This window comes from Mesorhizobium oxytropidicola, assembly GCF_056174625.1.
In genome coordinates this window covers 6,869,189-6,893,777 of record NZ_CM149692.1, presented here as the reverse complement: position 1 = coordinate 6,893,777, position 24,589 = coordinate 6,869,189, and the positions used below count along the sequence as shown (strand labels likewise).

Genomic DNA, 24,589 nt, shown 5'->3' with positions numbered 1-24,589 from the left:
CGGTCGGTCCTTTCAGGCGAGGTCCCGGAAACATCCTCCCGCCGTTGCCGGGACCACTAACGTAAAATCAGGGCGCCCAGAAAACCTCTACGGGCCTGGGGGCGGCGTCCAGCACGGCACGGATCGGCTTTCGCGGTCCGGGCGCGACTGCGCCGTCGAAGGCGGTGCGCTTGTCCTCGCCCTCTATGTGCAGCGCGATGAAGCCGGCATCGATGATGCGCGCCAGCGTCAGGGTCAGCCGAGGCTCGCCCGCACTGGCCGCATGAACCGGCAGGATGATCCTGTCCGAGGCGGGGTCGAGCAGCTTGGCCAGATCATCGGCATCGGGAAAGAACGAGGCGGTGTGGCCGTCCGGTCCATGCCGAGCACCACGACATCGAGCGGCCAGGGCAGGGAGCGCAGTGCGGCATCGTCCGACGCCGCCGCATCCTCGATGCCTGATGCCTCATGGTAGAGCGGCACGAAGCGTGCCGCCTTGGCCGCGTTCTGCAACAGATTGGCGGCCACCAGCCCGGCATTGGAACGCGGCGAGGAGGCCGGCACGAAACGCTCGTCGACCAGCGTTACGATCACCTTGTCCCAGGCGATTGCCGCCGCCGAAAGCGCGGCAAAGAATTTGGCCGGCGTCGTGCCGCCGGAGACGGCCAGCACGGCCGTGCCGCGTTCGGCGATCGCCCTGGTCAGGCGATCGGCCACGCGGGCGGCCAGCGCTGCCGCCAGTTGCGGACGGTCGGGGAAAGCGTTCCAGTTGTAGCTGGCGCCGTTCAATTGCTCTCGTGCCATGTCCGCCCGTCACGTTCGATCAGCGCTATCGAGGCCGATGGCCCCCAGGTTCCTGCCGTATAGCCCTGTGCTTCCTGCTTGGCGCCTTCCCAGGCATTCTGGATCGGGTCGATCCATTTCCAGGCGGCTTCCACTTCGTCGCGGCGCATGAACAGCGTCTGGTTGCCGCGGATGACATCCATGATCAGCCGTTCATAGGCATCGGGCGCACGGCCGTCGAAGGACTGCGCGAAGCTCATGTCGAGCGAGATCTGGCGCAGCCGCATGCCGCCCGGGCCTGGATCCTTGATCATGATGAACTGCTTGACGCCTTCGTCGGGCTGCAGCCGGATGACCAGCTGGTTGGCGAAGATCGGTCCGGCGCTGTCGCCGAAGATCGAATGCGGGATCGGCTTGAACTCGATGACGATTTCCGAAACCCGGGTCGCCAGCCGCTTGCCGGTCCTGAGGTAGAACGGAACGCCCGCCCAGCGCCAGGTGCCGATCTCGGCCTTGATGGCGACGAAGGTCTCGGTGTTGCTGTCCTTGCCGAGCTCCTCGACATAGCCTTTCACCGGCCCGCCGGCAGAGGCGCCGGCGCGGTACTGGCCGCGCACGGTGTGCTTCGGCGCCTCGTTGCCGTTGATGCGCTTCAGCGCCCGCAGCACCTTGAGCTTCTCGTCGCGCACGGCGTCGGCGTCCATCGACGACGGCGCTTCCATGGCGACGAGGCAGAGCAGCTGCAGCATGTGGTTCTGCACCATGTCGCGCAGCGCGCCGGCCTTGTCGTAATAGGTGACACGGTCTTCCAGGCCGACCGTCTCGGCCACCGTGATCTGCACGTGGTCGATATGGGCGGAATTCCACAGCGGCTCGTAAAGCGCGTTGGCAAAGCGCAGCGCCATCAGGTTCTGCACCGTCTCCTTGCCGAGATAGTGGTCGATACGGAAGATCTGGCTTTCGTGGAAGTCGTCGCCGACAAGATCGTTGAGCGCCCGCGCCGAGGCAAGGTCGCGGCCGATCGGCTTCTCCAGCACGATGCGCGAGTTCGGCGTGATCAGCTTGTGCTCTTTGAGCTTGTGCGAGATATCGCCGAACAGCGCCGGCGCCACCGCCAGGTAGAAGGCGCGGATGCTCTCGCTCTCGCCGATCGCCTTCTTCAACTTGTCGAAGCCGGCACCGCTCGTTGCATCGGCCGAGACGTAGGAAAGCCGCGCCAGGAAGGTCTTCAGCTCCTTGGCGTCGATGTCGGCCGGCTTGACGTGGTCGGAGATCGCCTGGCTGGCGAAGGCCCGGAATTCCTCGTCGCTCATTTTCGAACGCGACGTGCCGATGATGCGTGTCGGCTCGGAAAATTGATGGTCGCGCTGGCGATAGTAGAGCGACGGCAGAAGCTTGCGTTCCGACAGGTCGCCGGTGCCGCCGAAAATGATGAAGTCGAAAGGGTCGACGGGGATGATCTGGCTGGTCATGGTCTGTCCGCTTTGACGCCGGTCGCGAGTACGCGGCTGATATATTCTAATCGATTTAAATTTTCCAGTGCCATGGTGTCACATCGAGGACCAATCGCTGGATATTGATTGGGTCCACATGTGCGCTTGACACTGGCGCTTGCGGGAGGCTTGTCGGTGGACGAAGACTCCGGAAGCTTTCGCAGTTGCAGCATAGAACGTGAATGTGACGAAAGCTAAGGGAGAAATGGCGCGTTGTCAGTCGCGGCATGGGCCGCGCTGGTCAGTCGCCTTATTGGTTCCAGGAAGATATCGATGAGCGGGCAAGCCATGCGTCTGGAAAACAAGGTCGCCATCATCACCGGCGCGGCATCCGGCTTCGGTGAGGGCATGGCCAAGCGTTTTGCGCAAGAGGGCGCCAGGGTGGTTGTCGCCGATCTCAATGCCAAGGGCGCCCAGCGCGTCGCCGGCGAGATCGGCGAGGCCGCGATCTGGACGCAGACCGATGTCTCGCTACGCTCCGAATTCGACGAAATGGTCTATGCCGCCAAGAGCGCCTTCGGCCGCATCGACATCATGGTCAACAATGCCGGTTACACCCATCGCAATGGCGACATGCTCAAGGTCGACGAAGAAACTTTTGACCTGATCACCGCTGTCAACATGAAGGCGATCTACCATGCAGCCCTTGCAGTGGTGCCGATCATGGACCAGCAAGGCGGCGGCGTCATCCTGACTACGGCCTCGACCGCAGGACTCAGGCCGCGGCCCGGCCTCACCTGGTACAACGCCTCGAAAGGCTGGGCGATCACCGCCACGAAATCGATGGCGGTGGAGCTGGCGCCCAAGAACATCCGGGTCAATTGCCTTTGCCCGGTCGCCGGCGAAACCGGTATGCTGGAGAAATTCATGGGCGCCGACACGCCCGAGATCCGCGAGACATTCCGCGCCTCGATCCCGCTCGGCCGGCTTTCGACCCCCCTCGATATCGCCAATGCCGCACTCTGGCTGGCATCGGATGAAGCCGCCTTCATCACCGGCGTGGCGCTGGAGGTCGATGGCGGCCGCTGCATCTGAGGGGTATCGTCTTTGCAACGCCGGTCGGTTTGCCCGCGCCGCGACTCGGATTTGACTCGAAGGTCTCATGTCCTAGTGTTTCAGAAGCTAGAGGGCGGATGGCGCGATGAACGCGAGAGTGCGGAAGGTTCGCGAAGACCTGCAGCGTCGCGTCAAGATCTACAGAGCCAGGCGCGCACGGGCGAAAAGCAAGGCGACCTTCATCGGCGTCACCGGCAGTTCGGGGAAATCGACCGTCACGGCGCTGCTTGGGCATATACTGGCCGCCCATCGGCCGACCTATTCACGCGTACTCGCCAACACCATGAACTCGCTGGTCAGCACGCTCTACAAGCGCATGCGGCAAGTGGGTGAGGTCGACTATGTCGTTTTCGAAGCCGGGGCCTCCGGCGTCGATACCCTGCGGCCGATGGCGGAAATGCTGCGGCCGCATGTGGCTGTCGTCACCATGGTTCGCCTTGAGCATTTTGCCAGTTTCAGGACCGTGGAGAATGTTGCCAGGGAAAAGCGCGCCTTGGTCGAAGCGCTGCGGCCGGACGGTCTTGCCGTCCTCAACGCCGACGATTCCCATGTGGCCGGCATGGCTGCCGGCGCCGGATGCCGTGTCGTCACCTTCGGCACGGCTGAAATGGCCGACTATCGCGTCACCGACATCCACGCCGCCTATCCGGATCGGCTGACGCTGTCGATCCACTGGCGCGGCGGCGTGGTTGAACTCAAGACGCTGTTTCCGGGCGAACATTTCTGGCTGCCGACCGCGGCCGCCGTTGCGACGGCGCTCGAACTCGGCGTCCCGCCGGACAAGGTTGCCGCAGAGTTGGCGACTTTCCAACCATTGGTTAATCGCTGTGCCGTGCTCGTCGCCGACGGTGGCCCGCACTTCATCGTCGATGCCGCAAAAGCGCCTTGGCACTCGATCAACCTTGCCTTGGACATGGTGGCAAAGGCCACTGTCGGTCGAAAGCGCATCGTGCTTGGCCAGATCTCGGACTATTCCGGCTCGAACAGGAAATACGCCACCGCCTACCAAACCGCGCGGGAGATTGCGGACCAGGTGATCTATACCGGCGACCACGCACACCGCTCGGGAGCGGGGCAGGCTGACCGTGACAGCGGCCGGTTTGTCGAGCTTAGCACGCCGAAGGAAGTTTCCGATCATATCAGGCGCACGGCGGTGCCGGGCGAACTGATACTCGTCAAAAGCTCTTCAAACCTTCACCTAGAGCGCGTCGCGCTCGCCTGGACGCATGACGTCAAATGTTGGATTCCCGTCTGCGGCAAGCGGGAGGGCTGCGCCACCTGCGGCCTCTATGAGGTGCCGTTCGACCAGCATGGCGACCATGTCAGGCAAGGCAGGCGCGCCAGACGGTGGCAGCGTTTGCGGCGCATGTTCGGCGGCGGGCCGTCATAGGCCGGCCCCAGCCGCAAATGCGCAGACACATCAGGCGCCGGTCTTGATGTAGCTCTTGTAGATCCAGCCGGTCTTGCCGTTGTAGACGATCTGGCACCATTGCTTACAGCTCATCACCTGCACCGAAGTCCTTGCCGGCACAGTGGCGATAGCGGCTGCGTTCTTCTTCGGGCCGCTGCGCATGGTCACCGCTCTCAGGATGCGCCCATTGCCGGCCGCCGCCACTTTGCGCGGCTTGGCCTTGGCCTTGCTACCATCATCGTCGGTTGCCGCCGGCTGTTGTTCGGGTGTTTGCGGCTGCACTTCGGGTATCGCGGCGGTCTGCGCGCCATCCGGATTGCTGCCTGCCGCCGGTGCCGGCGCGGCAACCTTGGCAAGTTCGCTGGCGGCATCGGTATTGGTCGCCGATTGCGCGAATGCCGCCGCGACAGCCGGCTTGTCCGGCGCCGGCTCAGCCTGAGTGGCCACCTGATTGGGGCCAGCCGCTTGATTGGGATCAGGTGCCGCCGAAGCGGTCTTCGGCTGTGCCTCGGTCCAGCGGGGGTTATTGGCGGCAAGCGCTTGTATGTTTGCTTTCGCCGCTGCCACGGTCGGTGAGACCTGGTCGGACTTGCGGGCGGGCTGCGGCACGGTCGCCGCGGCCACCGTCGTTCCGGCAGGCACGATCTTCGTCGTCTTCACCGGAATGGTCGGAATGCTTTGTTCCTGGCTGGCGGCCGCTTGCCGCTCGCTCGTCGGCAAGGCCAGCCAGAGCGCCACCGCGGCCACGCCAAGCAGCGCGGCGGTACCGACCGCGGCAATCACCAGATGCGAGTTCGAACGGACTTCCTGCCAGAAGGACGGCCGCATGTCGTATCCGAACTGCATGGCAAAGCGCCGACGTTCCGGCGCACCGAAACTGAAGGGCTCTCTCACTCTTGCCACCTCCATACGCGGGCCAATGTTCTTTCGATCGGTGCCGGAAGTCCGGCGTCTGATCGGCATCGGTCCCAAAATCAACGCGGACAAGCCCGCAGCAATCCCCGAATAGTCGCCCAGAAGCGCGAACCTTTCGCCCGCGATTGTGGCATCAGTACGCCATTATAAGGGATTCTGCGCCTTTGCCGGCATTTCCGCAACGTGCCGCCAGGGCAATGAATATTACAATATTACATCAGATCGTGATGGCGTGGGACCGTGGCGATCCGGTTCCGCCTATGCATGTCGCCCAAAAGTGATCTCGGTTTTGGGAGAACGACATGCAAAAAACAAAGATCTGAAGCGCGTCGCATGAATCCGTTTCAACGCGACGCGCTTTAGATTCTGTCGCGCAGCGCGAACCAGTTCAGCGCCAGGAAAAGCAGCGGCGTACGGAAGCGCCTGCCGCCGGGAAATGGCGGAATCTTCAGGTCTTCGATCAGCTTCAGCCGGTCGCGATTCCCGGCAATGGTCTCGGCATAGAGCTTGCCGAAGAAGTTCGACAGCATGACGCCATGGCCGGAATAGCCGCCGGCCGAGATCACATTGGGCATCACTTCGCGCACGAACGGTTTCCGCGGCACGGTGATGCCGACATAGCCGCCCCAGCCATGGGTGATCTCAATATCCTTCAACGCCGGATAGAGCTCGACGATCTGGCGGCGGATATGGATGTGGATATCCTTCGGGTCGTTGACGCCATAGACCTCGCGTCCGCCGAACAGCAGCCGGCCATCCCTGGATTTGCGGAAATAGCGCACGACGAAGCGCGAATCATCAACCGCCTCGCCGCCGGGCAGCACTTTCGTGTCCACTCCCAAGGGCACGGTCGCACCGATGAAGGAGCCGATCGGCATGATGTGCGCGGCACTCACCGGTTCGAGCGTGCCGCCATAGGCGTTGACCGCGATCAGGCATTTCTGCGCCGTTATCGTACCTCTCGGTGTCGAAACCCTGACCTTGCCGCCGATGGAGACGATGCCGGTCGATGGCGTCCCTTCGAACAGCTGCGCGCCAGCCTGCGCCGCCACCCGCGCCGTGCCGATCACCAGCTTCATCGGGTGGATGTGGCCGGTGCCTGTGTCGCGCGTGCCGCCGAAATAGGCGGTCGAGCCAAGCCGCTCCGCCGTCTCCTTCGCATCCATGAAGGAGATGTGCGGATAGGAGAAACGGCTGGCCATGATGTCGGCATGCGCCTTGTAGTCGTCGACATAGCGCGGCTTGTGCGCCACCGAGAGCTGGCCCGGCATGTAGTCGATATCGATCTGGTTGGTGGCCGCGAATTCGATGAGATGCGCCTTGGCCTCCTCGGCGAGATCGAACAGCGCCCTGGCGCGGGACAGGCCGTATTCCGCCTCCAGATCCTCGGCCCAGGCGCGCTGCCCGGTGCCAAGCTGCCCGCCATTACGCCCCGAAGCGCCGTCACCGAAGCGGTAGGCTTCGATCAGAACGACATTCGTTCCAGCCTTGGCCAGATGTGTTGCGGCAGACAGCCCAGTAAAGCCGCCGCCAATGATGACGACATCACAGGTCCGGTCGCCGTCAAGCGTCGGGTATTCGGGTCGTGGCCCGGCTGTGTCTTCATACCAGGAACGGCCGGGGGAAATGGGGGATTGGTAGGGCATGACGGGCGAAGACTCGAGGGAGTTTTCGGAAGGGGTAGAAGAGCGAGTAGCGAATAGGGAAGAACCGATATTGTTTCTATTCGCTATTCGCTATTCGCTATTCGCCATTCGCTTCTTCAAACGTTGAGCAGAAGGTACTCCCGCTCCCACGGACTGATCACTTCCATGAACGTCTCGAATTCCGCCCGCTTGATCGCCGCATAGGTGGCGGCGAACGACTTACCCAGCAGCGCGCAGAGTTCCTCGTCGCCCTCGAACAGGTCGACGGCTTCGAGTAGGCTGCGCGGCAGGTCGATCTCGTGTGCATTGGCGGTCGTCAGCACCGGAGGTTCGGCCTTGATCTTCCTTGTGATGCCGATCAGCCCGCAAGCGAGCGAAGCCGCGAGCGCCAGGTAGGGATTGGCATCGGAGGACGGAATGCGGTTTTCGACACGTCGCGCCGCAGGATCCGAACGCGGCACGCGGAACGCGGTGGTGCGGTTGTCATAGCCCCATTTGTTGTTGACCGGGGCCGAGGCCGCCTGCGTCAGCCGACGATAGGAATTGACATAGGGCGCGAACATCACCAGCGCGTTCGGCACGTGCTTCTGCATGCCGCCGATAAAGTGGAAGAAATCCTCGGTTTCCGAGCCGTCCTCGGCTGAGAAGATGTTCTTGCCGGTCTTCTTGTCGATGATCGACTGATGGATATGCATAGCCGAACCTGGCTGGCCCTGGATCGGCTTGGCCATGAAGGTCGCGTAGATCTCATGCTTCAGCGCCGCTTCGCGGATGGTGCGCTTGAACATGAAGACCTGATCGGCAAGCTCGATCGGGTCGCCGTGGCGCAGATTGATCTCGAGCTGACCGGCGCCCTCCTCGTGGATGAGCGTGTCGATCTCCAGGCCCTGGCTTTCGGAGAAATGGTAGATGTCGTCGATGAGCTCGTCGAACTCGTTGACGCCGGCGATCGAATAGCCGGCGCCGCCGCCGATTGCGCGCCCCGAACGGCCGACGGGCGGGGTCAGCGGATAGTCCGGATCGGGATTCTTGCGCACCAGGTAGAATTCGATCTCGGGTGCCACCACCGGCTTCAGTCCGAGCTTGTCATAGGCTGCAAGCACGCGCTTCAACACGTTGCGCGGGGTGAATTCGACGGAGCGGCCATCCTGGTGGACGAGGTCGCAGATGACGGCGGCCGTCGGGTCTTCTTCCCAGGGCACCACCGTCAGAGTCGACAGGTCCGGCATCAGCTTGAGATCGCCGTCGTCTTCCGGATAGTGGAAACCGTTGCCGTCTTCGGGGTAGCCGCCGGAAATCGTGGTCATGAAGACGGCCGAAGGCAGCGCCAGCGAGGTGTTGGAGGTGAATTTCTTCGACGGCATCATCTTGCCGCGCGCCACGCCGGCCTGATCAGGCGTGATGCATTCGATGTCCTCGATGCCGCGCCATTCCAGCCATTCGCTGACTTCCTTCCAGTTCTTCACACCACGCAGGTTTTTCACGAAGGCAGGCGTGCGCGCCCGTCCTCCGCGGCTCGACGGACGGACTTCCTTTTTTGCAGGCGGCATCATTCACCAGATTGGGTTGCGGATTTCGGAGTATAGCCGTGCCCCCCTGTGGAAGGGAAGGGGAGCCGCTGCCGGCATTCCTCGTTCCGGTTGAAAATCGCGCCGGCCGGCTTAGGTTCGGGCGGCTCGCAACCTGGAAGGCATCGATGCGAAACAACGAACTGACGACCATCGGCTTCGACGCCGACGACACACTTTGGCAGAACGAACAGTTCTTCCGCATGACGGAGAAGCGCTTCGCCGCCATGCTTGCCGATCATGGCGAGGAGCAGCAGATTTCGGCGCGACTGCTCGAAGCCGAACGGCGCAACCTTGCCATCTATGGTTTCGGCATCAAGGGATTTACCCTGTCGATGATCGAGACGGCGATCGAGGTCACCGACGGGCGTGTGCCGGCTTCGGTCATAGCGCAGATTCTCGACGCCGGCCGCGAGATGCTGAGCCACCCGATCGAGGTCTTGCCGCATGTGCGTGAGACGGTGGAGACACTTGCCGGCGCATATCGCCTTGTGCTGATCACCAAGGGCGATCTCTTGACCAGGAGCGCAAGCTGGCTGGCTCAGGCCTCGGCGACCTGTTCGACGCGGTCGAGATCGTCAGCGACAAGAATGCCGCGACCTATTCCCGCCTCTTCAGCCGCCACGGCGACGGTCCGGCAAAGAGCATGATGGTCGGCAATTCGCTGAAATCGGACGTGGTGCCGGCCATCGAGGCAGGGGGCTGGGGTGTCCATGTGCCGCATGAGCTGACCTGGGTGCTCGAGCATGTCGAGGCGCCGGTCGCCGAGCCGCGGTTCCGCCAGATTGCCGACCTCGGGCAATTGCCCGAATTGGTCGAAAGCATCAAAAACCCAGCTTGATTGCAGCTTTCAGTTTTCTATTCCGAGCATTTGCGGATGGAAAACCCGTTAGCGGCTGATCAGGCGATCGATCACCGGTTGCAGCCGCTCGGGCGTGATCGGCTTGGCGACGACGGCGTCGATGATGCTCGACAGGCCCAGGCTCTCCGGCGTGCCGGTCTTGGTTGAAAGCAGGATGACGGGCGGAAGCGATTTGCCCGAAGCCCGCCGCAGCGTTTCGATGCCGGACATCAGATTGTCGCAGTCCTTGTTGTCTGCGCCGCCGTCCAGCACAATCACGCCTGGCACCAGCGTTCGCAAGGTCTTCGCCGCCATATCGGGCGATTCCGAGATTGGCCTGAGCCCGGATCGCTCGACAATCTTCGATACAACAACGCGATTGATCGGCGATTTCCCGACAACAAGCACTTGCGAGGGACTGTGGATCGTCTCTGCGCTTGAATCCTGGGTCGCCAGATTCGGATGTTTTGCGGTCTCGCCCTCGCTACTCACTGGGCACCCAAGTCGGCCAAGAAGCTCGCCCCTATTTCAATGCAGAGTTGAATCTGGCCGACAATTGGCGTGAGATGGCACCCATGTCAAGTTGAAATAAAAGGCTTCCGAAACACCTCCTGCGACAGTGGAGTCAAGCAACAGTACTGTACTGCCCTGTCCACGCATCGGCCGCATAAAAATAAAATTCACCTGCGCATACACTGCGCAGGTGAAGGGTCGGTTGCAACGATTCCTGGTCAGCCATGACTCTGCTGGGTGACGATCACCGGGATCAGCAGATCGCCCCAATTGCCGTCGCCGCCATGGTGCCTGGCCGAGCGCACCAGTTCCACCGAGACGCCCGCCTCGACCGCCTTCATCACTGACTGGTTCAGCCTGTGCAAATCGTTGGCGAGCATGCGGATCGTCGCCTGCTGGTCGACACTCATCGTGGTCGATTGTTCTTCTGCCCGTTCCTTGACGCGGCTTATCGATGCCATTGGTCTTCTCCTGTGTCTGAAGCCCTTTTTGGGCGTTTCCTCGATGTTTTCTGATCCGCTATTCGGCGGCCGGCTTGAACTGTGCGTGTTCGGTCGATTCATGCATGGCGGTGGTCGACGACTTGCCGCCGGTGATTGCCATCGACACGGCGTCGAAATAGCCGGTGCCGACCTCGCGCTGGTGCTTGGTCGCGGTGTAGCCATTGGCCTCCGCCGCGAACTCGGCTTCCTGCAACTCGGAATAGGCTGCCATCTGCCGTGCCTTGTAGCCACGCGCCAGTTCGAACATGCCGTAGTTGAGCTGGTGGAAGCCGGCGAGCGTGATGAACTGGAACTTGTAGCCCATCGCGCCGAGTTCCCTCTGGAACTTGGCGATCGTCGCGTCGTCGAGATTCTCTCTTCCAGTTGAACGAGGGCGAGCAATTATAGGCGAGCAGCTTGCCCGGATGATGCCTGCGCACACCCTCGGCGAACTTCTTGGCCTGCGCCAGGTCGGGCTTCGAGGTCTCGCACCAGATCAGATCGGCGTAGGGCGCATAGGCAATGGCCCGTGCGATGCAGGGCTCGATGCCGTTCCTGACCTGGTAGAAGCCTTCCACCGTGCGGCCGGCATCGTAGTCGACGAAGGGCTGGTCGCGCTCGTCGATGTCGGATGTCAGAAGCTTCGCGGCTTCGGCATCGGTGCGTGCCACGACCAGCGTCGGCGTGCCCATCACATCCGCTGCCAGGCGCGCGGCGTTGAGGTTGCGGATGTGCGCGGCGGTCGGGATCAGTACTTTGCCGCCGAGATGGCCGCACTTCTTTTCCGACGCCAGCTGGTCCTCGTAGTGGACGCCGGCGGCACCTGCCTCGATGAACGCCTTCATGATCTCGAAGGCGTTAAGCGGTCCGCCGAAGCCGGCTTCGGCGTCGGCGACGATCGGCGCGAACCAGGTCTCGACCGAAAGCCCGTTGCCCTCGGAGGTCTCGATCTGGTCGGCGCGCTGCAGCGTCCGGTTGATGCGCTTGACCAGCTCGGGCGCGGCATTGGCCGGATAAAGCGACTGGTCGGGATACATCGCCCCAGCGGTGTTGGCGTCCGCCGCGACCTGCCAGCCCGACAAATAGATCGCCTTCAACCCGGCGCGCACCTGCTGCATCGCCTGGTTGCCGGACATGGCGCCCAGCGCGTTGACGAAATCCTCCTCGTGGATGAGCTTCCACAGCCGGTTGGCACCCATCTCGGCCAGGCTCTGACGGATCTGCACCGAGCCGCGCAGCCGCTTCACATCCTCCGGAGAATAGGGACGTTCGATGCCGTCAAAGCGGCCTTCCGGTGCCGAGGGAACGAGATTGTAAAAATCAGTCATGAGTCACTCCGAAGGATTGCTGCACTCTGTCCGTGCGCCCGTCTTCCGGCGCATTGGGATGTGACTGAATTTACATTTCGGCGCAAATTCAGCCAGAAAAATCAGAAGATATGGCCAGAGATAAGGGAAAACCTGTGTTGTGTTTGACAGAGGGCTGTTGTAAATTTGTCATGATTGTAAAAATCAACAGCAACGGATTTGACGCCAATGCCATGTAAATTCCTGTCAAGGGCAGTCGATGGCTGAGCAGAAGATTTTCGCCGGGCCGCGCATCCGCCGCATCCGCAACGCCAAGGGCCTGACCCAGACGGCGATGGCCGAGGGGCTCGGCATCTCGCCGTCCTATCTCAACCTGATCGAGCGCAACCAGCGGCCGCTGACGGTGCAGCTGATCCTCAAGCTGGCCTCGGTCTACAAGGTCGACCCGCATGAGCTGCAGGGCGAGGCGAGGGGGTCGGTCGCGGCCTTGAAGGAGGTGTTCACCGATCCACTGCTGGTCGGCGAATTGCCGGGAGACCAGGAACTGATCGAGCTCGCCGAGGCGGCGCCCAATGCGTCGGCCGCGGTGATAAAATCGTTTCGCGCCTATCGCGAGCAGGCCGAGCGGCTTTCCGACCTCAACGAGCTTCTGGCGCGTGAGGGCCGCGCCACGGCGCTTTCCGGTGCCCGGCTGCCGATCGACGAGGTGCACGAGACTTTCGAGCGGCGGCCGAACCATTTTACGGCACTCGAGGAGGAAGCCGAGGCGTTCACCGCGGTGCTCGATCCCGGCGACGATCTGTTCGGTGCCTTGAAGGCCTGGCTGAAGCGCGAATACGGCATCGTCGTCAAGGTGCTGCCGGTCGCCACCATGCCGAACTGGCGCCGCCGCTACGATCGCCATTCGCAGCGCCTGTTCCTGTCAGAGCGGCTGTCGCCGTTCGACCAGTTGCGCGAGGTGGCGATGGAGGCCTGTCTGATCCGCATAACGGTCGCCGTCGCCGGTCAGATCCAGGCGCTCAAGCTGAGCACCGACGAGGCCCGCCGTCTCGCCCGCTTCGAGCTCGGCCGCTATGCCGCGCATGCGCTGATGATGCCTTACCAGGCGTTTCATGCGGCCGCCGTCCGCGCCCGCTACGACATCGATGTCCTGCGTTCGCGCTTCGGCGTCTCCTTCGAGCAGGCGGCGAACCGGCTGACCATGCTGCAGCGGCAGGGCGCACTCGGCGTGCCCTTCTTCATGCTGGAGGTCGACAATGCGGGGAACCGCTTTCGCAGGGCCGGCAGTCAGGGCTTTCCGCACAGCCGCTTTGGCGGCGGCTGCCCCAAGCTGCCCGTGCATGCCGCCTTCTCTCAACCCGGCCAGGTTTTCGTCGAGGCGGTGGAAATGCCCGACGGCGCCGAGTTCCTGTGCATCGCCCGCACGCTGGAAGGGCCGCAGGGCGCCTTCTCGGAGCGTCCGCGCCGTACCGCGCTGCTGCTCGGTTGCGACATCGGCTTCCGCGACGACGTCGTCTACGGCGCGGCTCTGCCCGGCGCTGCAGTTGGCGGTAAGGCTGGACCGGGCGCTCTGACAGCTACGCCGGTCGGACCCGCCTGCCGGCTTTGCGAGCGTGTCGGCTGCCTGGCACGTGCCGAACCGCCGGTGACGCGTCCACTCGGCCTCGACGAGATGGTGACAGGCCTGAGCGCTTTCGACTTCCAGTGAAGTTGTGACGGTTTGTCAGCTAGACAAAATGGTCCCTTTCCCTGTCTAGCGCAACAAGCTATCCCCTCGGACATTGCAGATCGCAATATTGATTGAGCATTGCCGGTAGGATATCAAAACGGCAAGCTGTGCAACGATCGGGGGGATTGATGAGCAGGACAAGTCTTTGGCTCGGTTTGGGTCTCGCGCTTGCCACGTGGCCTGCTTTGGCAGAAAAACCCTCGGATTTCTTCAAGTCCTATCAAGGGTACAATGAAGCCGGAAAGGCTTTCCTGGACAAGATCGATCCTAAGATCGGCGCGGTTGACCTTGCCGAGGGTGTGCACCTGAACCTTGGCGACAAGTTTTATTTTCTGGACAAGAAAGATACGGTCTCGGTCTTGACCGAAGCTTGGGGCAATCCGCCCAATTCCGCTTCCGACGCTGTCGGCATGATCTTTCCGGCCAAGTACGATCCTCTCGCTGAGGGTAATTGGGGGATAGAGTTGCGATGGGAGAAGATAGGCTATGTCGATGATGGCGACGCCGCGTCCATCGATTATGACGAGCTCCTCAAAAAGCATGCAGTCGGACACGTTGTCGGGTAATGACCAAAGGGTAAAGGACGGCTATCCGCCTATCACCTTGATCGGTTGGGCATCACCGCCAGTCTACGACGCAGTCAACAAGCGCTTGCACTGGGCCAAAGAATTGAAATTTGGCAACGATGCCACCCATACGCTCAACTATGACGTCCGCTTCCTGGGCAGGGAGGGCGTTTTTGTGATGAGCTATATAGCAACGGTCGAGCAGCTGCCGGAGATAAAGCAGAGTCTGGATGGGGTCCTAGGCATCGCCGACTTCACTGCAGGCAAGAAGTACAGTGACTTTATACCAAGCACCGACACAGTTGCGGCAGTCGGCATTGGCGGCCTCATTGCAGGAAAATTGGCGGCGAAGGCAGGGCTCATTGCTGTGGCGCTTATCGCGCTGAAGAAATTCGGCTTGATCCTGCTGGTCCCTCTGGCAGGGCTCTGGCGCTTCATCCGTGGGAAAAGGACCACTTCGTAAGGCTCTCTCTGGGTGCCAACGACCGCAGACGCGACGACATGCCGTCGCCAGTGCGCCAAGCGGAACGCCGCGCTGGATCACCCGCGGCTCAAATCTTTGCGTTACGCGAACAGAGCAGATTTTTGTCGTCCCTTGCGCATCGTCCCGTCCACAAAAGCTCGACAGTCGCGCCCATGACAAACGCAGCATCATCACCAGGTCTTGTTGCATCGACTTCCTCGCCGCGCGAGGAACGTGTCGGCATGCTTCTGGTCTTCCTGTCGGCGCTGATGTGGAGTTTCGGCGGCACCATCGCCCGCTTCATCACCGTCGGTGATAGTTGGACGGTTATCTTCTGGCGCTCCGTCTGGGCCGCTGCCTTCCTGCTCTCCTTCATGGCCTGGCGTGACGGCTGGCGCGGCATGCTGAGATCGTTTCGCGACATGGGCCTGCCTGGCCTTGCCGTCGGGCTCTGCTTCACCATCGCATCGACCGCCTTCGTCGTGGCGCTCGCCTACACCACCGTCGCCAACATCCTTTTGATGCAGGCCGGCGTGCCGCTTCTGGCGGCGTTGTTGGCCTGGGCATTGTTTCGCGAACGGGTTGGTGCCGTGACCTGGGCGGCGATCGCCGCCGTCATTGCCGGCGTCGCCATCATGGTGTCGGAATCGCTCGATGGCGCCGTCTCACCCATAGGCGACGGGCTGGCGCTGCTTATCGCCTTGATGTTCTCGATCGCCACCGTCATCACAAGGCGGTTCGCCAGCGTCAGGATGACGCCGGCGACCTGCCTCGGCACGATCCTGGCCGCGGGCTTTGCCGCCTCGCAGGCGTCGACCTTCACTGTCTCGGCCGCCGACATGGGCTTTCTCTTCGCCTTCGGCGTGGTCAATCTCGGCATCGGTCTCGCTTTCTTCGCCACCGGCGCGCGGCTGATCCCTGCCGCCATCGCGGCGCTGCTCGGCACATTCGAGCCGATCCTTGGGCCAGTATGGGTCTGGCTCATCCATTCCGAGGTGCCGTCCGGGCGCACCATCATCGGCGGCGCGGTGGTGGTCACGGCGCTGCTCGTCCATATCGGGCTCGAGTTCAAGCGCCAGGCGCGGCCGCAAAGGGCAGGGGTCACCGGGGTGCCGTCGCCGAATTGATGCAGGCCGCTGAAGCTTTGCCATTGACAATGTTGCTGCCGCCCGGGCAGGCTGGGAGCACGGCAACAACAAGACAGGCGTATCTTGCCAAGTCTCCCCGGCGGCCCGATCGAGACCGCTTCATATTTCTGTATTTCTGTCCGCGCGGCGGCGAAAGCTTCTGACGGCACCGTGATTCCCTCCAGACCGGGACAATTGCCCAGTCCGGGACAATTGTGCAGGCGCGACCGCCGCGCCAATCGGCGCTTGTTGTCCCCTGGAAAGCTCAATAGTCTGAAACAAATGCCCGGCCGCGCGCCTGCCGCGACGAGCCGGCGATGGAACACTCACCAAAGGAGAATAGCATGATCCGCAAAGCGCTCTGGCTTTCGGCAACCTCGGTATTTCTGACATTGTTCACGCCTGCCGGGCACGCCGAGGACCGCGTCGTCAATGTCTTCAACTGGTCCGATTATATCGACCCGACGATCGTCGAAGATTTCACCAAGAAAACCGGCATCAAGGTCGTCTACGACACGTTTGATTCCAACGAGATCCTCGAAACCAAGCTGCTCGCCGGCGGCAGCGGCTATGACGTCGTCGTGCCGAGCGGCAATTTCCTTGCCCGCCAGATCCAGGCCGGCGTGTTCCAGAAGCTCGACAAGTCGAAACTGCCGAACCTCTCCAACATGTGGGACACGGTTTCGCAAAGGACCGCCAAATACGACCCGGGCAATGAGTATTCGATCAATTACATGTGGGGCACAGTCGGCATCGGCTACAACATCAAGAAGGTGCAGGCAGCACTCGGCACCGACAAGATCGATAGCTGGGACGTGTTCTTCAATCCCGAGAGTCTCGCCAAGCTGAAGGACTGCGGCGTCTATGTGCTGGATTCGCCGGCCGACATCATTCCGGCGGCGCTGAAATATGTCGGCCTCGACCCGAACAGCACCTCGCCTGACGACATCGCCAAGGCCGAGGAAGCGCTGATGAAAGTCCGCCCCTTCATCCGGAAATTCCACTCATCCGAATACATCAATGCGCTCGCCAATGGCGACATCTGCCTGGCGGTTGGCTGGTCGGGTGACGTCTTCCAGGCGCGCAACCGCGCCCAGGACGCCAAGCAAGGCGTGGAGATAGGCTATTCCGTGCCGAAGGAAGGCGCCCAGATGTGGTTCGATCAGATGGCGATCCCGGCCGATGCGCCGCATGTCGCCGAAGCGCATGAATCCTCAACTACATGATGACGCCGGAAGTGATCGCCAAATCGTCGAACGCCGTGCTCTACGCCAACGGCAACAAGGCATCGCAGCAGTTCGTCGACAAGGCACTGCTGAGCGACCCGGCCGTCTATCCGGACGACGCGACGTTGCAGAAGCTCTACACGGTCTCTCCTTACGATCCCAAGACCCAGCGCGTCATCACGCGCACCTGGACCAAGATCGTCACCGGCCAATAAGCATTTGAAGCGACCCCGACAGATAACTGCCGGGGTCGCGTTTTTTGAGGAATCAATAAGCACGGAGTGGGGATATGAAATCGCTTGGCAGCATCCGCAGGGATTTCGCGCCATGGAACGACCCGAACGCCAAGCCATACATCCAGTTCGACAACGTCACCAAGAAGTTCGGTGACTTCACCGCCGTCAACAATCTGTCGCTGACCATCTTCGAGCGCGAATTCTTCGCCCTGCTCGGCGCCTCGGGTTGCGGAAAGTCGACGTTGCTCAGGATGCTTGCCGGGTTCGAGGAACCGACAGCCGGCCGCATCCTGCTCGATGGCCAGGATTTGCGCGGCATCCCGCCTTATCGCCGGCCGGTCAACATGATGTTCCAGTCCTATGCGCTGTTCCCGCATATGACGGTGGAGAATAACATCGCCTTCGGCCTCAAGCAGGAAGGCATGCCCAAGCCCGATATCGAAAAGCGCGTCGCCGAGATGCTGAAGCTGGTCAAGCTCGAGCAATTCGCCAAGCGCAAGCCGCACCAGCTCTCCGGCGGCCAGCGCCAGCGCGTCGCGCTCGCCCGTTCGGTCGCCAAGCGGCCGAAGGTGCTGCTGCTCGATGAGCCGCTCGGCGCGCTCGACAAGAAGCTGCGCGAGGAAACCCAGTTCGAATTGATGGATTTGCAGCAGGAACTCGGGCTGACCTTCGTCGTCGTTACCCACGACCAGGAAGAAGCGATGACCATGGCTGATCGCATCGCCATCATGGACAAGGGCGAGGTCATGCAGGTTGCGACGCCGGCGGAAGTCTATGAAGCCCCGGCCTCGCGCTTCGTCGCGCATTTCGTCGGCAATGTGAACATGTTCGAGGGCAAGGTCGCCGAGCGGTCGGCCAACACCACCCGCATCACTGGAGCGAGCGGAGCCCAGATCGTCGTCGAGAATGGCGGCGCGGCCGCCGCGGCCAATGCCGATATCGTCTTCGCCATCAGGCCGGAGAAGATCAAGGTCTCGTCGAAGAAGCCCGCCGATGCCGTCAACGCGCTGGAAGGCGAGGTCTATGACGTTGCCTATCTCGGCGACATGACCGTCTACCACATCAGGCTCGACGACGGGCAGATCATCAGGGCAAGCGCGCTCAACGCGGCGCGCGTGACCGAGGATCCGCTGACCTGGAACGACCGCGCCTGGGTGTCCTTCCGACCCGACGCTGGCGTCGTGCTGGCACGGTAGGGGCTGATATGTCCAACATCGCCGTCACCGATGCCGCCGCGCCATCGACTGCCGCAAAGCCGTTCCTGACCCGCTTGGGTGCCAGCTTCGTCAACCGGCTCGTCATCATCGTCCCCTACCTCTGGCTGCTGTTCTTCTTCCTCATTCCCTTCGTCATCGTCTTCAAGATTTCACTGTCGCAGACGGCGATCGCCATGCCGCCCTACACGCCGGTGCTCGATTTCAGTGACGGCGTCTCCGGCTTCTTCGCCGGCTTCCGCAACCTCAACTTCGACAATTATGTCTGGCTGACGCAGGACGCGCTCTACTTCAAGGCCTATGTGACAAGCGTCATCATCGCCGCGATCTCGACCGTCCTGACACTGATCGTCGGCTACCCCATCGCCTATGGCATGTCACGTGCGCCGGCCACCATCCGTCCGACCTTGCTGATGCTGGTCATCCTGCCGTTCTGGACGTCGTTCCTGATCCGCGTCTATGCTTGGATCGGCATCCTCAAGCCCGAGGGCCTGCTCAACCAGCTGCTCCTGTCGCTGCACATCATCAACCAGCCGCTGGTCATCCTCAACACCTATACGGCGATCTTCATCGGCATCGTCTATTCCTATCTGCCGTTCATGGTGCTGCCGCTCTATTCGTCGCTGGAAAAGATGGATTACTCGCTGATCGAGGCGGCCAAGGATCTCGGCTGCCCGCCGACATCAGCCTTCTGGAAGATCACCTTCCCGCTGTCGCTGCCGGGCGTCATTGCCGGCTGCCTGCTGGTGTTCATCCCGGCCGTCGGCGAGTTCGTCATCCCCGATCTGCTCGGCGGCTCGTCCACGCTGATGATCGGCAAGACGTTGTGGAACGAGTTCTTCGCCAACCGTGACTGGCCGGTGTCGTCGGCCGTCGCCGTCATCCTGCTGCTGTTGCTCACCGTGCCGATCATGCTTTTCCAGCAGGCACAGGCGCGTGCCCAGGAGCAGGGCAAATGAACGCCACCTGGAGCCGCTTCAACGTCACCTCGATCGTGCTGGGCTTTGCCTTCCTGTACCTGCCGATCGTGCTGCTCATCGTCTTCTCCTTCAACGAATCCAAGCTCGTCACCGTTTGGGGCGGCTTCTCGACCAAATGGTATGTGTCGCTGTTCCACAATCAGGGCCTGATGGACGCCACCTGGGTCACGGCGCGTGTCGGCGTCATTTCGGCGACGGTGGCGACCGTGCTCGGCACGCTGGCGGCACTCACCCTGACGCGCTACACGCGCTTCCGGGGCAGGGTGCTGTTTTCCGGCATGGTCTTCGCGCCGCTCGTCATGCCGGAAGTCATCACCGGCCTGTCGCTGCTGCTGCTCTTCGTTGCCGTAGGTCTCGACCGCGGCTTCTTCACGGTGACGCTCGCCCACATCACGCTGACAATGTGCTTCGTGGCGGTCGTCGTGCAGTCGCGCCTGGTTTCCTTCGACCGGTCGCTGGAGGAGGCGGCGATGGATCTCGGCGCAACGCCGGCCAGGACCTTCTTCCAGATAACGCTGCCGGTCATCTTGCCGGCGATCGTCTCCGGCTGGATGCTGGCCTTTACCCTGTCGCTCGACGATCTGGTCATCGCCAGCTTTACCTCGGGGCCGGGCGCCACGACGCTGCCGATGAAGATTTACAGCCAGGTCCGCCTCGGCGTAACGCCGGAGATCAACGCCGCCTGCACCATCCTGATCGCCGTCGTCGCGGTCGGCGTCATCATCGCCTCGATCGCCAACAAGCGGCGTGAGGTGCAGCGCCAGCTCGACGAACAGGCGGCGCAACGCGGGTGAACAGGATCGCGCTCAACTGAAGGAGAGCAGGATTCTATTCGCCCGAAACGCCGCGGCTTATCGGGGAAATGAACGGCGTGCTCCAGGTTCCGCCGACGAAGAAGGACGACTGGTTGGGCCCTTGCTGGCCGGTCTTCTGCGCCGCCGCCTGGTCCGGCTGGATAACGCCGCCGGACAGCGCCAGCCCACGCCCCGCATAGGAGGCGATGCCGGAAAGCCAGATCTTGTATTTCGCCGAATTGGCTTCGGCCTTGTCCAGCCTCGCCACGCCTCGCGAAATGGTCGCCTTCACTTCGGCGCCGTCGATCGGCAGCGTGCCGTCCGAGACATCGTCGAGCGCGAAGAAGCCGCCCTGTTCGCTATGCTTGAGAAAGGCCGCCAGGTTGAACTTGCTGAGAGCGCCCGGGCCGAAGGTCGCCGAGACCGAGCCGTCGGCATTTTCAAAGATCGAATCCCAGGTCCTGCCCGGTCCCTTGAGGATAACCGAAACGGTGCCCGTGCCGACCGGCACCAGCCGGGTCATGCCGGCCGCCGTGCCGAACGCACCGCCGTCGACGTCGGACGCAAGCAGCCGGATCTCGACCTGGGTGCCCTCGGGCTTGCGGTCGAAACGCAGGCTGGTCTGGATGTTGCCGCCAAAGGCCGAAGCGTCGGAGATATCGAAGACGGAAAGACCGTCCTTGACCTGGGCGGTGGCGGCGACATCGGCGAGCTGTATGGCGCCGGCCGTGGCATGTGCCGCCGACAGCCTGAGATCGAGGTTGACCCGGTCGGCGAAATTTCCCTCGACGTCACCTGGTCCAGTCCCGCTCGCCGGCCCAAGCGGCGTGAAGGCGGACAGGAAGGACCTGAGGTCGAGCGTGTCGAAGGCGAGCGTGCCCGAGATCACCGGCTGGGCGTCGCCAAGTGACAGGTCCAGCGCGCCCATGCCCGGATTGTTGTCCAGCGCCAGCGCGGTGTTCTCGAATTTGATGCGTCCGGCCGATGCCGTGACCTTGCTCGAAATGCTGACGGAGCCGATCGCAGCACTTGGCGCGATGCCGGCCTGCGACCATTCCAGCACGCGGCGCAGCGAAGGTGCCGCGAACTTCACCTGGCCGTCGAAATAGGCGTTCTCGGACATGCTGGCCGTGCCGTCGAAGGAGAAAGTGGCGGGCGCGGCCTTGAAGGACAGAGTGAGCGGCGCCACGCCGCCGGCAAACAGCACCAGCGGCTTCGGTGAGGCAGCGTCGAGGGCGACGCTTTCGCCACGCCAGATCCCGGTTGCCGACAATGTCGCATTGCTGTTCATCGCCGCCCAGGTCGCCTGGCCGCTGAGGCTGCTCAGGATTTCCACGTCCTTGCCGTCGACGGAAGCCACCATGCGGCCGTCCCTGAACTCAACTGTACCGAAGGCATCGGCCGGCAGCTTGTCGAGATCGGGCTTGGCAGGGTCGGCATTGACCACGCCGCGCGCCGTGTCGATGGAGCGCGCGATGCGGCCTCCGGTCGGTGCCGTGGGCAGGAACAGGCCATCCGCCGTGCGCTGGACGCGGATCGTCGGCCGCACCAGCCGTGCCGTGGAAAACGCCACGTCGCCCTGCAAGGCCGCCATGGCCGAGAGGTCGATCTCCACCCGTTCGGCTTCGACGACCGGCGGCGCATCGGTGTCCGTCCACTTGGACAGCGTCACGTCGGTCAGGATTGCCCGGAATTTCGGCCAGACCTCGATGCGCGGCGAGCCTTCGATGGCGACCCGGAATCCGCTCCAGGCGCTCATTTCCCAGGCGATGCGGTCGCGCACGATACGCGTCGAGGCGATCAGCGGCAGGGTGGCGACCACCAGAGCGATGACGATCACGGCAGCGCCGATCGCCCATACTCCGCGGCGGATCAAGGATGATGGCATCTCGCCCTATATGCTTCCGTTCCGATAAATCGCCCGACAGATATAACCCCAGTCGTCACTACGACTTAGGACTGAGGCATTTCAAGTCTTTATGGCCCGGCGATGGCATTTGCGCACACCTGAGGGTATCGGCCCAACAAAATCTTGCTCTGCTGCGCTGCGATATGCATAAGCGATGACGACCGAGGAGGATCGATCATGGCTGCCGAAGTACCGCTCTGGACCCCAACGCAAGACCGGATCGACGCTTCGCCATTGACAGCTTTCATGAAGGCGGCGGAGGCGAAAGCCGGCACTTCCTTCGCTTCCTACGCCGAGTTGCATCGCTGGTCGGTCGAGGATCGCGAAGCGTTCTGGAGCCTGGTCTGGGACTTTTCCGGCATTGTCGGCGAAAAGGGCAAGCATATGCTCGCCGATGGCGACAAAATGCCGGGTGCCTCGTTCTTCCCCGACGCGACGCTGAATTTCGCCGAGAACTTGTTGAAGAAGACCGGCGCCGGCGAAGCGATCGTCTTTCGCGGCGAGGACAAGGTCGAACGGCGGCTGTCCTGGAACCAGCTGCAGGGGCTGGTCTCGCGCCTGCAGCAGCTGTTCCTGTCGCTCAAGGTCAAGAAGGGCGACCGCATTGCCGCGATGATGCCCAACATGCCCGAAACCGTCGCCGCCATGCTGGCGGCTGCCTCGATCGGCGCGGTGTGGTCATCCTGCTCCCCCGATTTCGGCGAGCAGGGGGTGCTCGACCGGTTCGGCCAGATCGAACCTGTCATCTTCATCGCGCCCGACGGCTATTGGTACAATGGCAAGGCGATCGAGGTCGCTGACAAGGTCGCGGCGGTCGCGGCCAAGCTCGGCAGCGTCCGCAAGGTCCTGCTCGTCGATTATCTCGGCACCTCGGCCGACGTGGCCGCAACCATCGACAAGGCGGTGGCGATGGAAGAGGCGCTGTCGTCCTTCGCCGTCAAGCCCGTCAGCTTCGAGCGGCTGCCGTTTTCGCATCCGCTCTACATCCTGTTTTCATCAGGAACCACCGGCATTCCCAAATGCATCGTCCATTCGGCCGGCGGCACGCTGGTCCAGCATGTCAAGGAACACCGGCTGCATGCCGGGCTGATCGACGGCGACCGCTTCTTCTATTTCACCACCTGTGGCTGGATGATGTGGAACTGGCTGGTGTCGGGCCTCGCCTCCGGGGCGACGCTGCTGCTTTATGACGGTTCGCCCTTCTACCCCAGCGGCAATGTGCTGTTCGACTTCGCCGATGCCGAGAAGATGACCTTTTTCGGCACCTCGGCCAAGTTCATCGATTCCGTGCGCAAGGCCGGCCTCAAGCCGATCCACAGCCATGATCTGTCGACCGTGCGTGCGATTTCCTCCACCGGCTCGCCGCTGTCGCCTGAGGATTTCCGCTTCGTCTATGACGGCATCAAGAAGGACGTGCATCTCGCCTCGGTTTCCGGTGGCACCGACATCGTCTCCTGTTTCGTGCTCGGCGTGCCGACGCAGCCAGTGTGGACCGGCGAGATCCAGGGACCCGGCCTTGGCCTCGCCGTCGACGTCTGGGACGACGATGGCAAGTCGGTCAGGGAGGAGAAGGGCGAACTGGTCTGCACCAAGGCGTTTCCGTCCATGCCGATCGGCTTCTGGAACGATCCGGATGGCAAGAAATACCAGGCCGCCTATTTCGAGCGTTTCGACAATGTCTGGTGCCATGGCGATTTCGCCGAATGGACCGCGCATGGCGGCATGATCATCCATGGCCGCTCCGACGCCACGCTCAACCCGGGCGGCGTGCGCATCGGCACGGCGGAGATCTACAACCAGGTCGAACAGATGCCGGAAATCCTGGAAGCGCTGTGCATTGGCCAGGATTTCGACAATGACGTGCGTGTCGTGCTGTTCGTGCGGCTGGCCTCCGGCGTCCAACTCGACGAGGACCTGGAAAAACGCATCCGCGCCAAGATCCGCAGCGGCGCCAGCCCGCGCCATGTCCCGGCCCGGATCGTCGCCGTGTCGGATATTCCGCGCACCAAATCGGGCAAGATCACCGAGCTCGCCGTGCGCGATGTCGTGCATGGCCGCGCCATCAAGAACAAGGAAGCGCTCGCCAACCCGGAAGCGCTGGAGCTGTTCCGGAACCTGCCGCAGCTTGCCGAGTGAGCCCGACCGGCATGGTTAACCAAATATGTCGCTCGAATTTACCTAGATTTCACGAGTGGTACACATTCGTAAATTTTTCGACGACCCGGTAAGGACTTGTTAAGGCCCGACCCCGATAGTCGCATGTAACTTGAGGGAGAAATCCCGTTCCTCAGCCCCCGGAGGATCTGAATTCGCTCAAGCCCCCGTTGTGACAGCAATCCCATCTCTTAAGG

The 24,589-nt window shown here is 62.4% G+C and carries 17 protein-coding genes and 4 pseudogenes; 12 read left to right on the top strand and 9 right to left on the bottom strand.

Annotated elements, in window-relative coordinates; translation table 11 throughout:
- Nucleotides 1-67 precede the first annotated feature (67 nt).
- Nucleotides 68-783: pseudogene (gene pgl / locus AC0V8S_RS34280) on the bottom strand (6-phosphogluconolactonase).
- Nucleotides 765-2,234 (bottom strand): glucose-6-phosphate dehydrogenase, encoded by a 1,470-nt coding sequence (zwf, locus tag AC0V8S_RS34275; RefSeq protein WP_095198205.1) that lies wholly within the window; start codon nucleotides 2,232-2,234, stop codon nucleotides 765-767. Before zwf ends, pgl begins: the two are co-directional and overlap by 19 nt.
- Before the next feature lie 309 nt (nucleotides 2,235-2,543).
- Between zwf and AC0V8S_RS34270 the strand changes: the two genes are divergently transcribed.
- Together AC0V8S_RS34270 and AC0V8S_RS34265 are read left to right on the top strand one after the other, a co-directional pair.
- Nucleotides 2,544-3,290: an SDR family oxidoreductase gene (locus AC0V8S_RS34270; RefSeq protein WP_475438754.1), complete on the top strand. Its 747-nt coding sequence runs from the start codon at nucleotides 2,544-2,546 to the stop codon at nucleotides 3,288-3,290.
- A 106-nt stretch (nucleotides 3,291-3,396) separates the two neighbouring features.
- Entirely contained in the window at nucleotides 3,397-4,701 is a 1,305-nt protein-coding gene (locus AC0V8S_RS34265) for a Mur ligase family protein (protein ID WP_475436047.1), read from the top strand.
- A 30-nt stretch (nucleotides 4,702-4,731) separates the two neighbouring features.
- Here AC0V8S_RS34265 and AC0V8S_RS34260 read toward each other — a convergent pair whose 3' ends face one another.
- The 3 genes from AC0V8S_RS34260 to AC0V8S_RS34250 form a co-directional block, all read right to left on the bottom strand.
- Nucleotides 4,732-5,616: an SH3 domain-containing protein gene (locus tag AC0V8S_RS34260; protein ID WP_179297791.1), complete on the bottom strand. Its 885-nt coding sequence runs from the start codon at nucleotides 5,614-5,616 to the stop codon at nucleotides 4,732-4,734.
- A 380-nt stretch (nucleotides 5,617-5,996) separates the two neighbouring features.
- On the bottom strand, nucleotides 5,997-7,283 hold the full coding sequence (locus tag AC0V8S_RS34255) for an NAD(P)/FAD-dependent oxidoreductase (protein ID WP_475436045.1): 1,287 nt from the start codon (nucleotides 7,281-7,283) through the stop codon (nucleotides 5,997-5,999).
- Between the two features lie 116 nt (nucleotides 7,284-7,399).
- Nucleotides 7,400-8,836, bottom strand: a complete 1,437-nt coding sequence (locus tag AC0V8S_RS34250; protein WP_183456410.1) for a glutamine synthetase family protein — start codon at nucleotides 8,834-8,836, stop codon at nucleotides 7,400-7,402.
- A 143-nt stretch (nucleotides 8,837-8,979) separates the two neighbouring features.
- Between AC0V8S_RS34250 and AC0V8S_RS34245 the strand changes: the two are divergent.
- Nucleotides 8,980-9,692, top strand: a pseudogene (locus tag AC0V8S_RS34245) (HAD family hydrolase).
- Between the two features lie 48 nt (nucleotides 9,693-9,740).
- On the opposite strand, the gene AC0V8S_RS34240 reads toward AC0V8S_RS34245, so the two are convergent.
- From AC0V8S_RS34240 to aceA, 3 genes and pseudogenes are all read right to left on the bottom strand, one after another.
- On the bottom strand, nucleotides 9,741-10,184 hold the full coding sequence (locus tag AC0V8S_RS34240; protein ID WP_475436043.1) for a response regulator: 444 nt from the start codon (nucleotides 10,182-10,184) through the stop codon (nucleotides 9,741-9,743).
- Between the two features lie 239 nt (nucleotides 10,185-10,423).
- Nucleotides 10,424-10,666 carry an SMc00767 family acetate metabolism repressor gene (locus AC0V8S_RS34235; protein ID WP_006202762.1) on the bottom strand — a complete coding sequence of 81 codons (243 nt, stop codon included), beginning with the start codon at nucleotides 10,664-10,666 and terminating at the stop codon, nucleotides 10,424-10,426.
- Nucleotides 10,667-10,724: 58 nt separating this feature from the next.
- Nucleotides 10,725-12,015 (bottom strand): annotated as a pseudogene (gene aceA, locus AC0V8S_RS34230) (isocitrate lyase).
- Between the two features lie 238 nt (nucleotides 12,016-12,253).
- Between aceA and AC0V8S_RS34225 the strand changes: the two are divergent.
- From AC0V8S_RS34225 to AC0V8S_RS34190, 8 genes and pseudogenes are all read left to right on the top strand, one after another.
- Nucleotides 12,254-13,702: a helix-turn-helix domain-containing protein gene (locus AC0V8S_RS34225; protein WP_475436038.1), complete on the top strand. Its 1,449-nt coding sequence runs from the start codon at nucleotides 12,254-12,256 to the stop codon at nucleotides 13,700-13,702.
- Between the two features lie 149 nt (nucleotides 13,703-13,851).
- A complete protein-coding gene (locus AC0V8S_RS34220) occupies nucleotides 13,852-14,289 on the top strand; it encodes a DUF2167 domain-containing protein (protein ID WP_475436036.1) in 438 nt (145 codons plus the stop codon).
- Complete coding sequence (locus AC0V8S_RS34215) at nucleotides 14,210-14,752, top strand: DUF2167 domain-containing protein (RefSeq protein ID WP_475436035.1); 543 nt, start codon at nucleotides 14,210-14,212, stop codon at nucleotides 14,750-14,752. The genes AC0V8S_RS34220 and AC0V8S_RS34215 overlap by 80 nt, the downstream gene beginning before the upstream one ends.
- 173 nt (nucleotides 14,753-14,925) lie before the next feature.
- Entirely contained in the window at nucleotides 14,926-15,879 is a 954-nt protein-coding gene (locus tag AC0V8S_RS34210) for a DMT family transporter (RefSeq protein ID WP_475436033.1), read from the top strand.
- Between the two features lie 344 nt (nucleotides 15,880-16,223).
- A pseudogene (locus AC0V8S_RS34205) lies at nucleotides 16,224-17,320 on the top strand (polyamine ABC transporter substrate-binding protein).
- A gap of 74 nt (nucleotides 17,321-17,394) precedes the next feature.
- A complete protein-coding gene (locus tag AC0V8S_RS34200) occupies nucleotides 17,395-18,537 on the top strand; it encodes an ABC transporter ATP-binding protein (protein ID WP_095198194.1) in 1,143 nt (380 codons plus the stop codon).
- A gap of 8 nt (nucleotides 18,538-18,545) precedes the next feature.
- Nucleotides 18,546-19,514 carry an ABC transporter permease subunit gene (locus AC0V8S_RS34195; RefSeq protein ID WP_475436032.1) on the top strand — a complete coding sequence of 323 codons (969 nt, stop codon included), beginning with the start codon at nucleotides 18,546-18,548 and terminating at the stop codon, nucleotides 19,512-19,514.
- Complete coding sequence (locus tag AC0V8S_RS34190) at nucleotides 19,511-20,329, top strand: ABC transporter permease (protein WP_183456425.1); 819 nt, start codon at nucleotides 19,511-19,513, stop codon at nucleotides 20,327-20,329. The genes AC0V8S_RS34195 and AC0V8S_RS34190 overlap by 4 nt, the downstream gene beginning before the upstream one ends.
- Before the next feature lie 34 nt (nucleotides 20,330-20,363).
- Here the strand turns inward: AC0V8S_RS34190 and AC0V8S_RS34185 are convergent, their stop codons facing one another.
- Entirely contained in the window at nucleotides 20,364-22,217 is a 1,854-nt protein-coding gene (locus AC0V8S_RS34185; RefSeq protein ID WP_183456427.1) for an AsmA family protein, read from the bottom strand.
- Nucleotides 22,218-22,415: 198 nt separating this feature from the next.
- On the opposite strand from AC0V8S_RS34185, the gene AC0V8S_RS34180 reads away from it, so the two are divergent.
- Nucleotides 22,416-24,374, top strand: coding sequence for an acetoacetate--CoA ligase (locus AC0V8S_RS34180; protein WP_183456430.1), 1,959 nt, complete (start codon nucleotides 22,416-22,418; stop codon nucleotides 24,372-24,374).
- The last annotated feature ends 215 nt before the right edge of the window (nucleotides 24,375-24,589 follow it).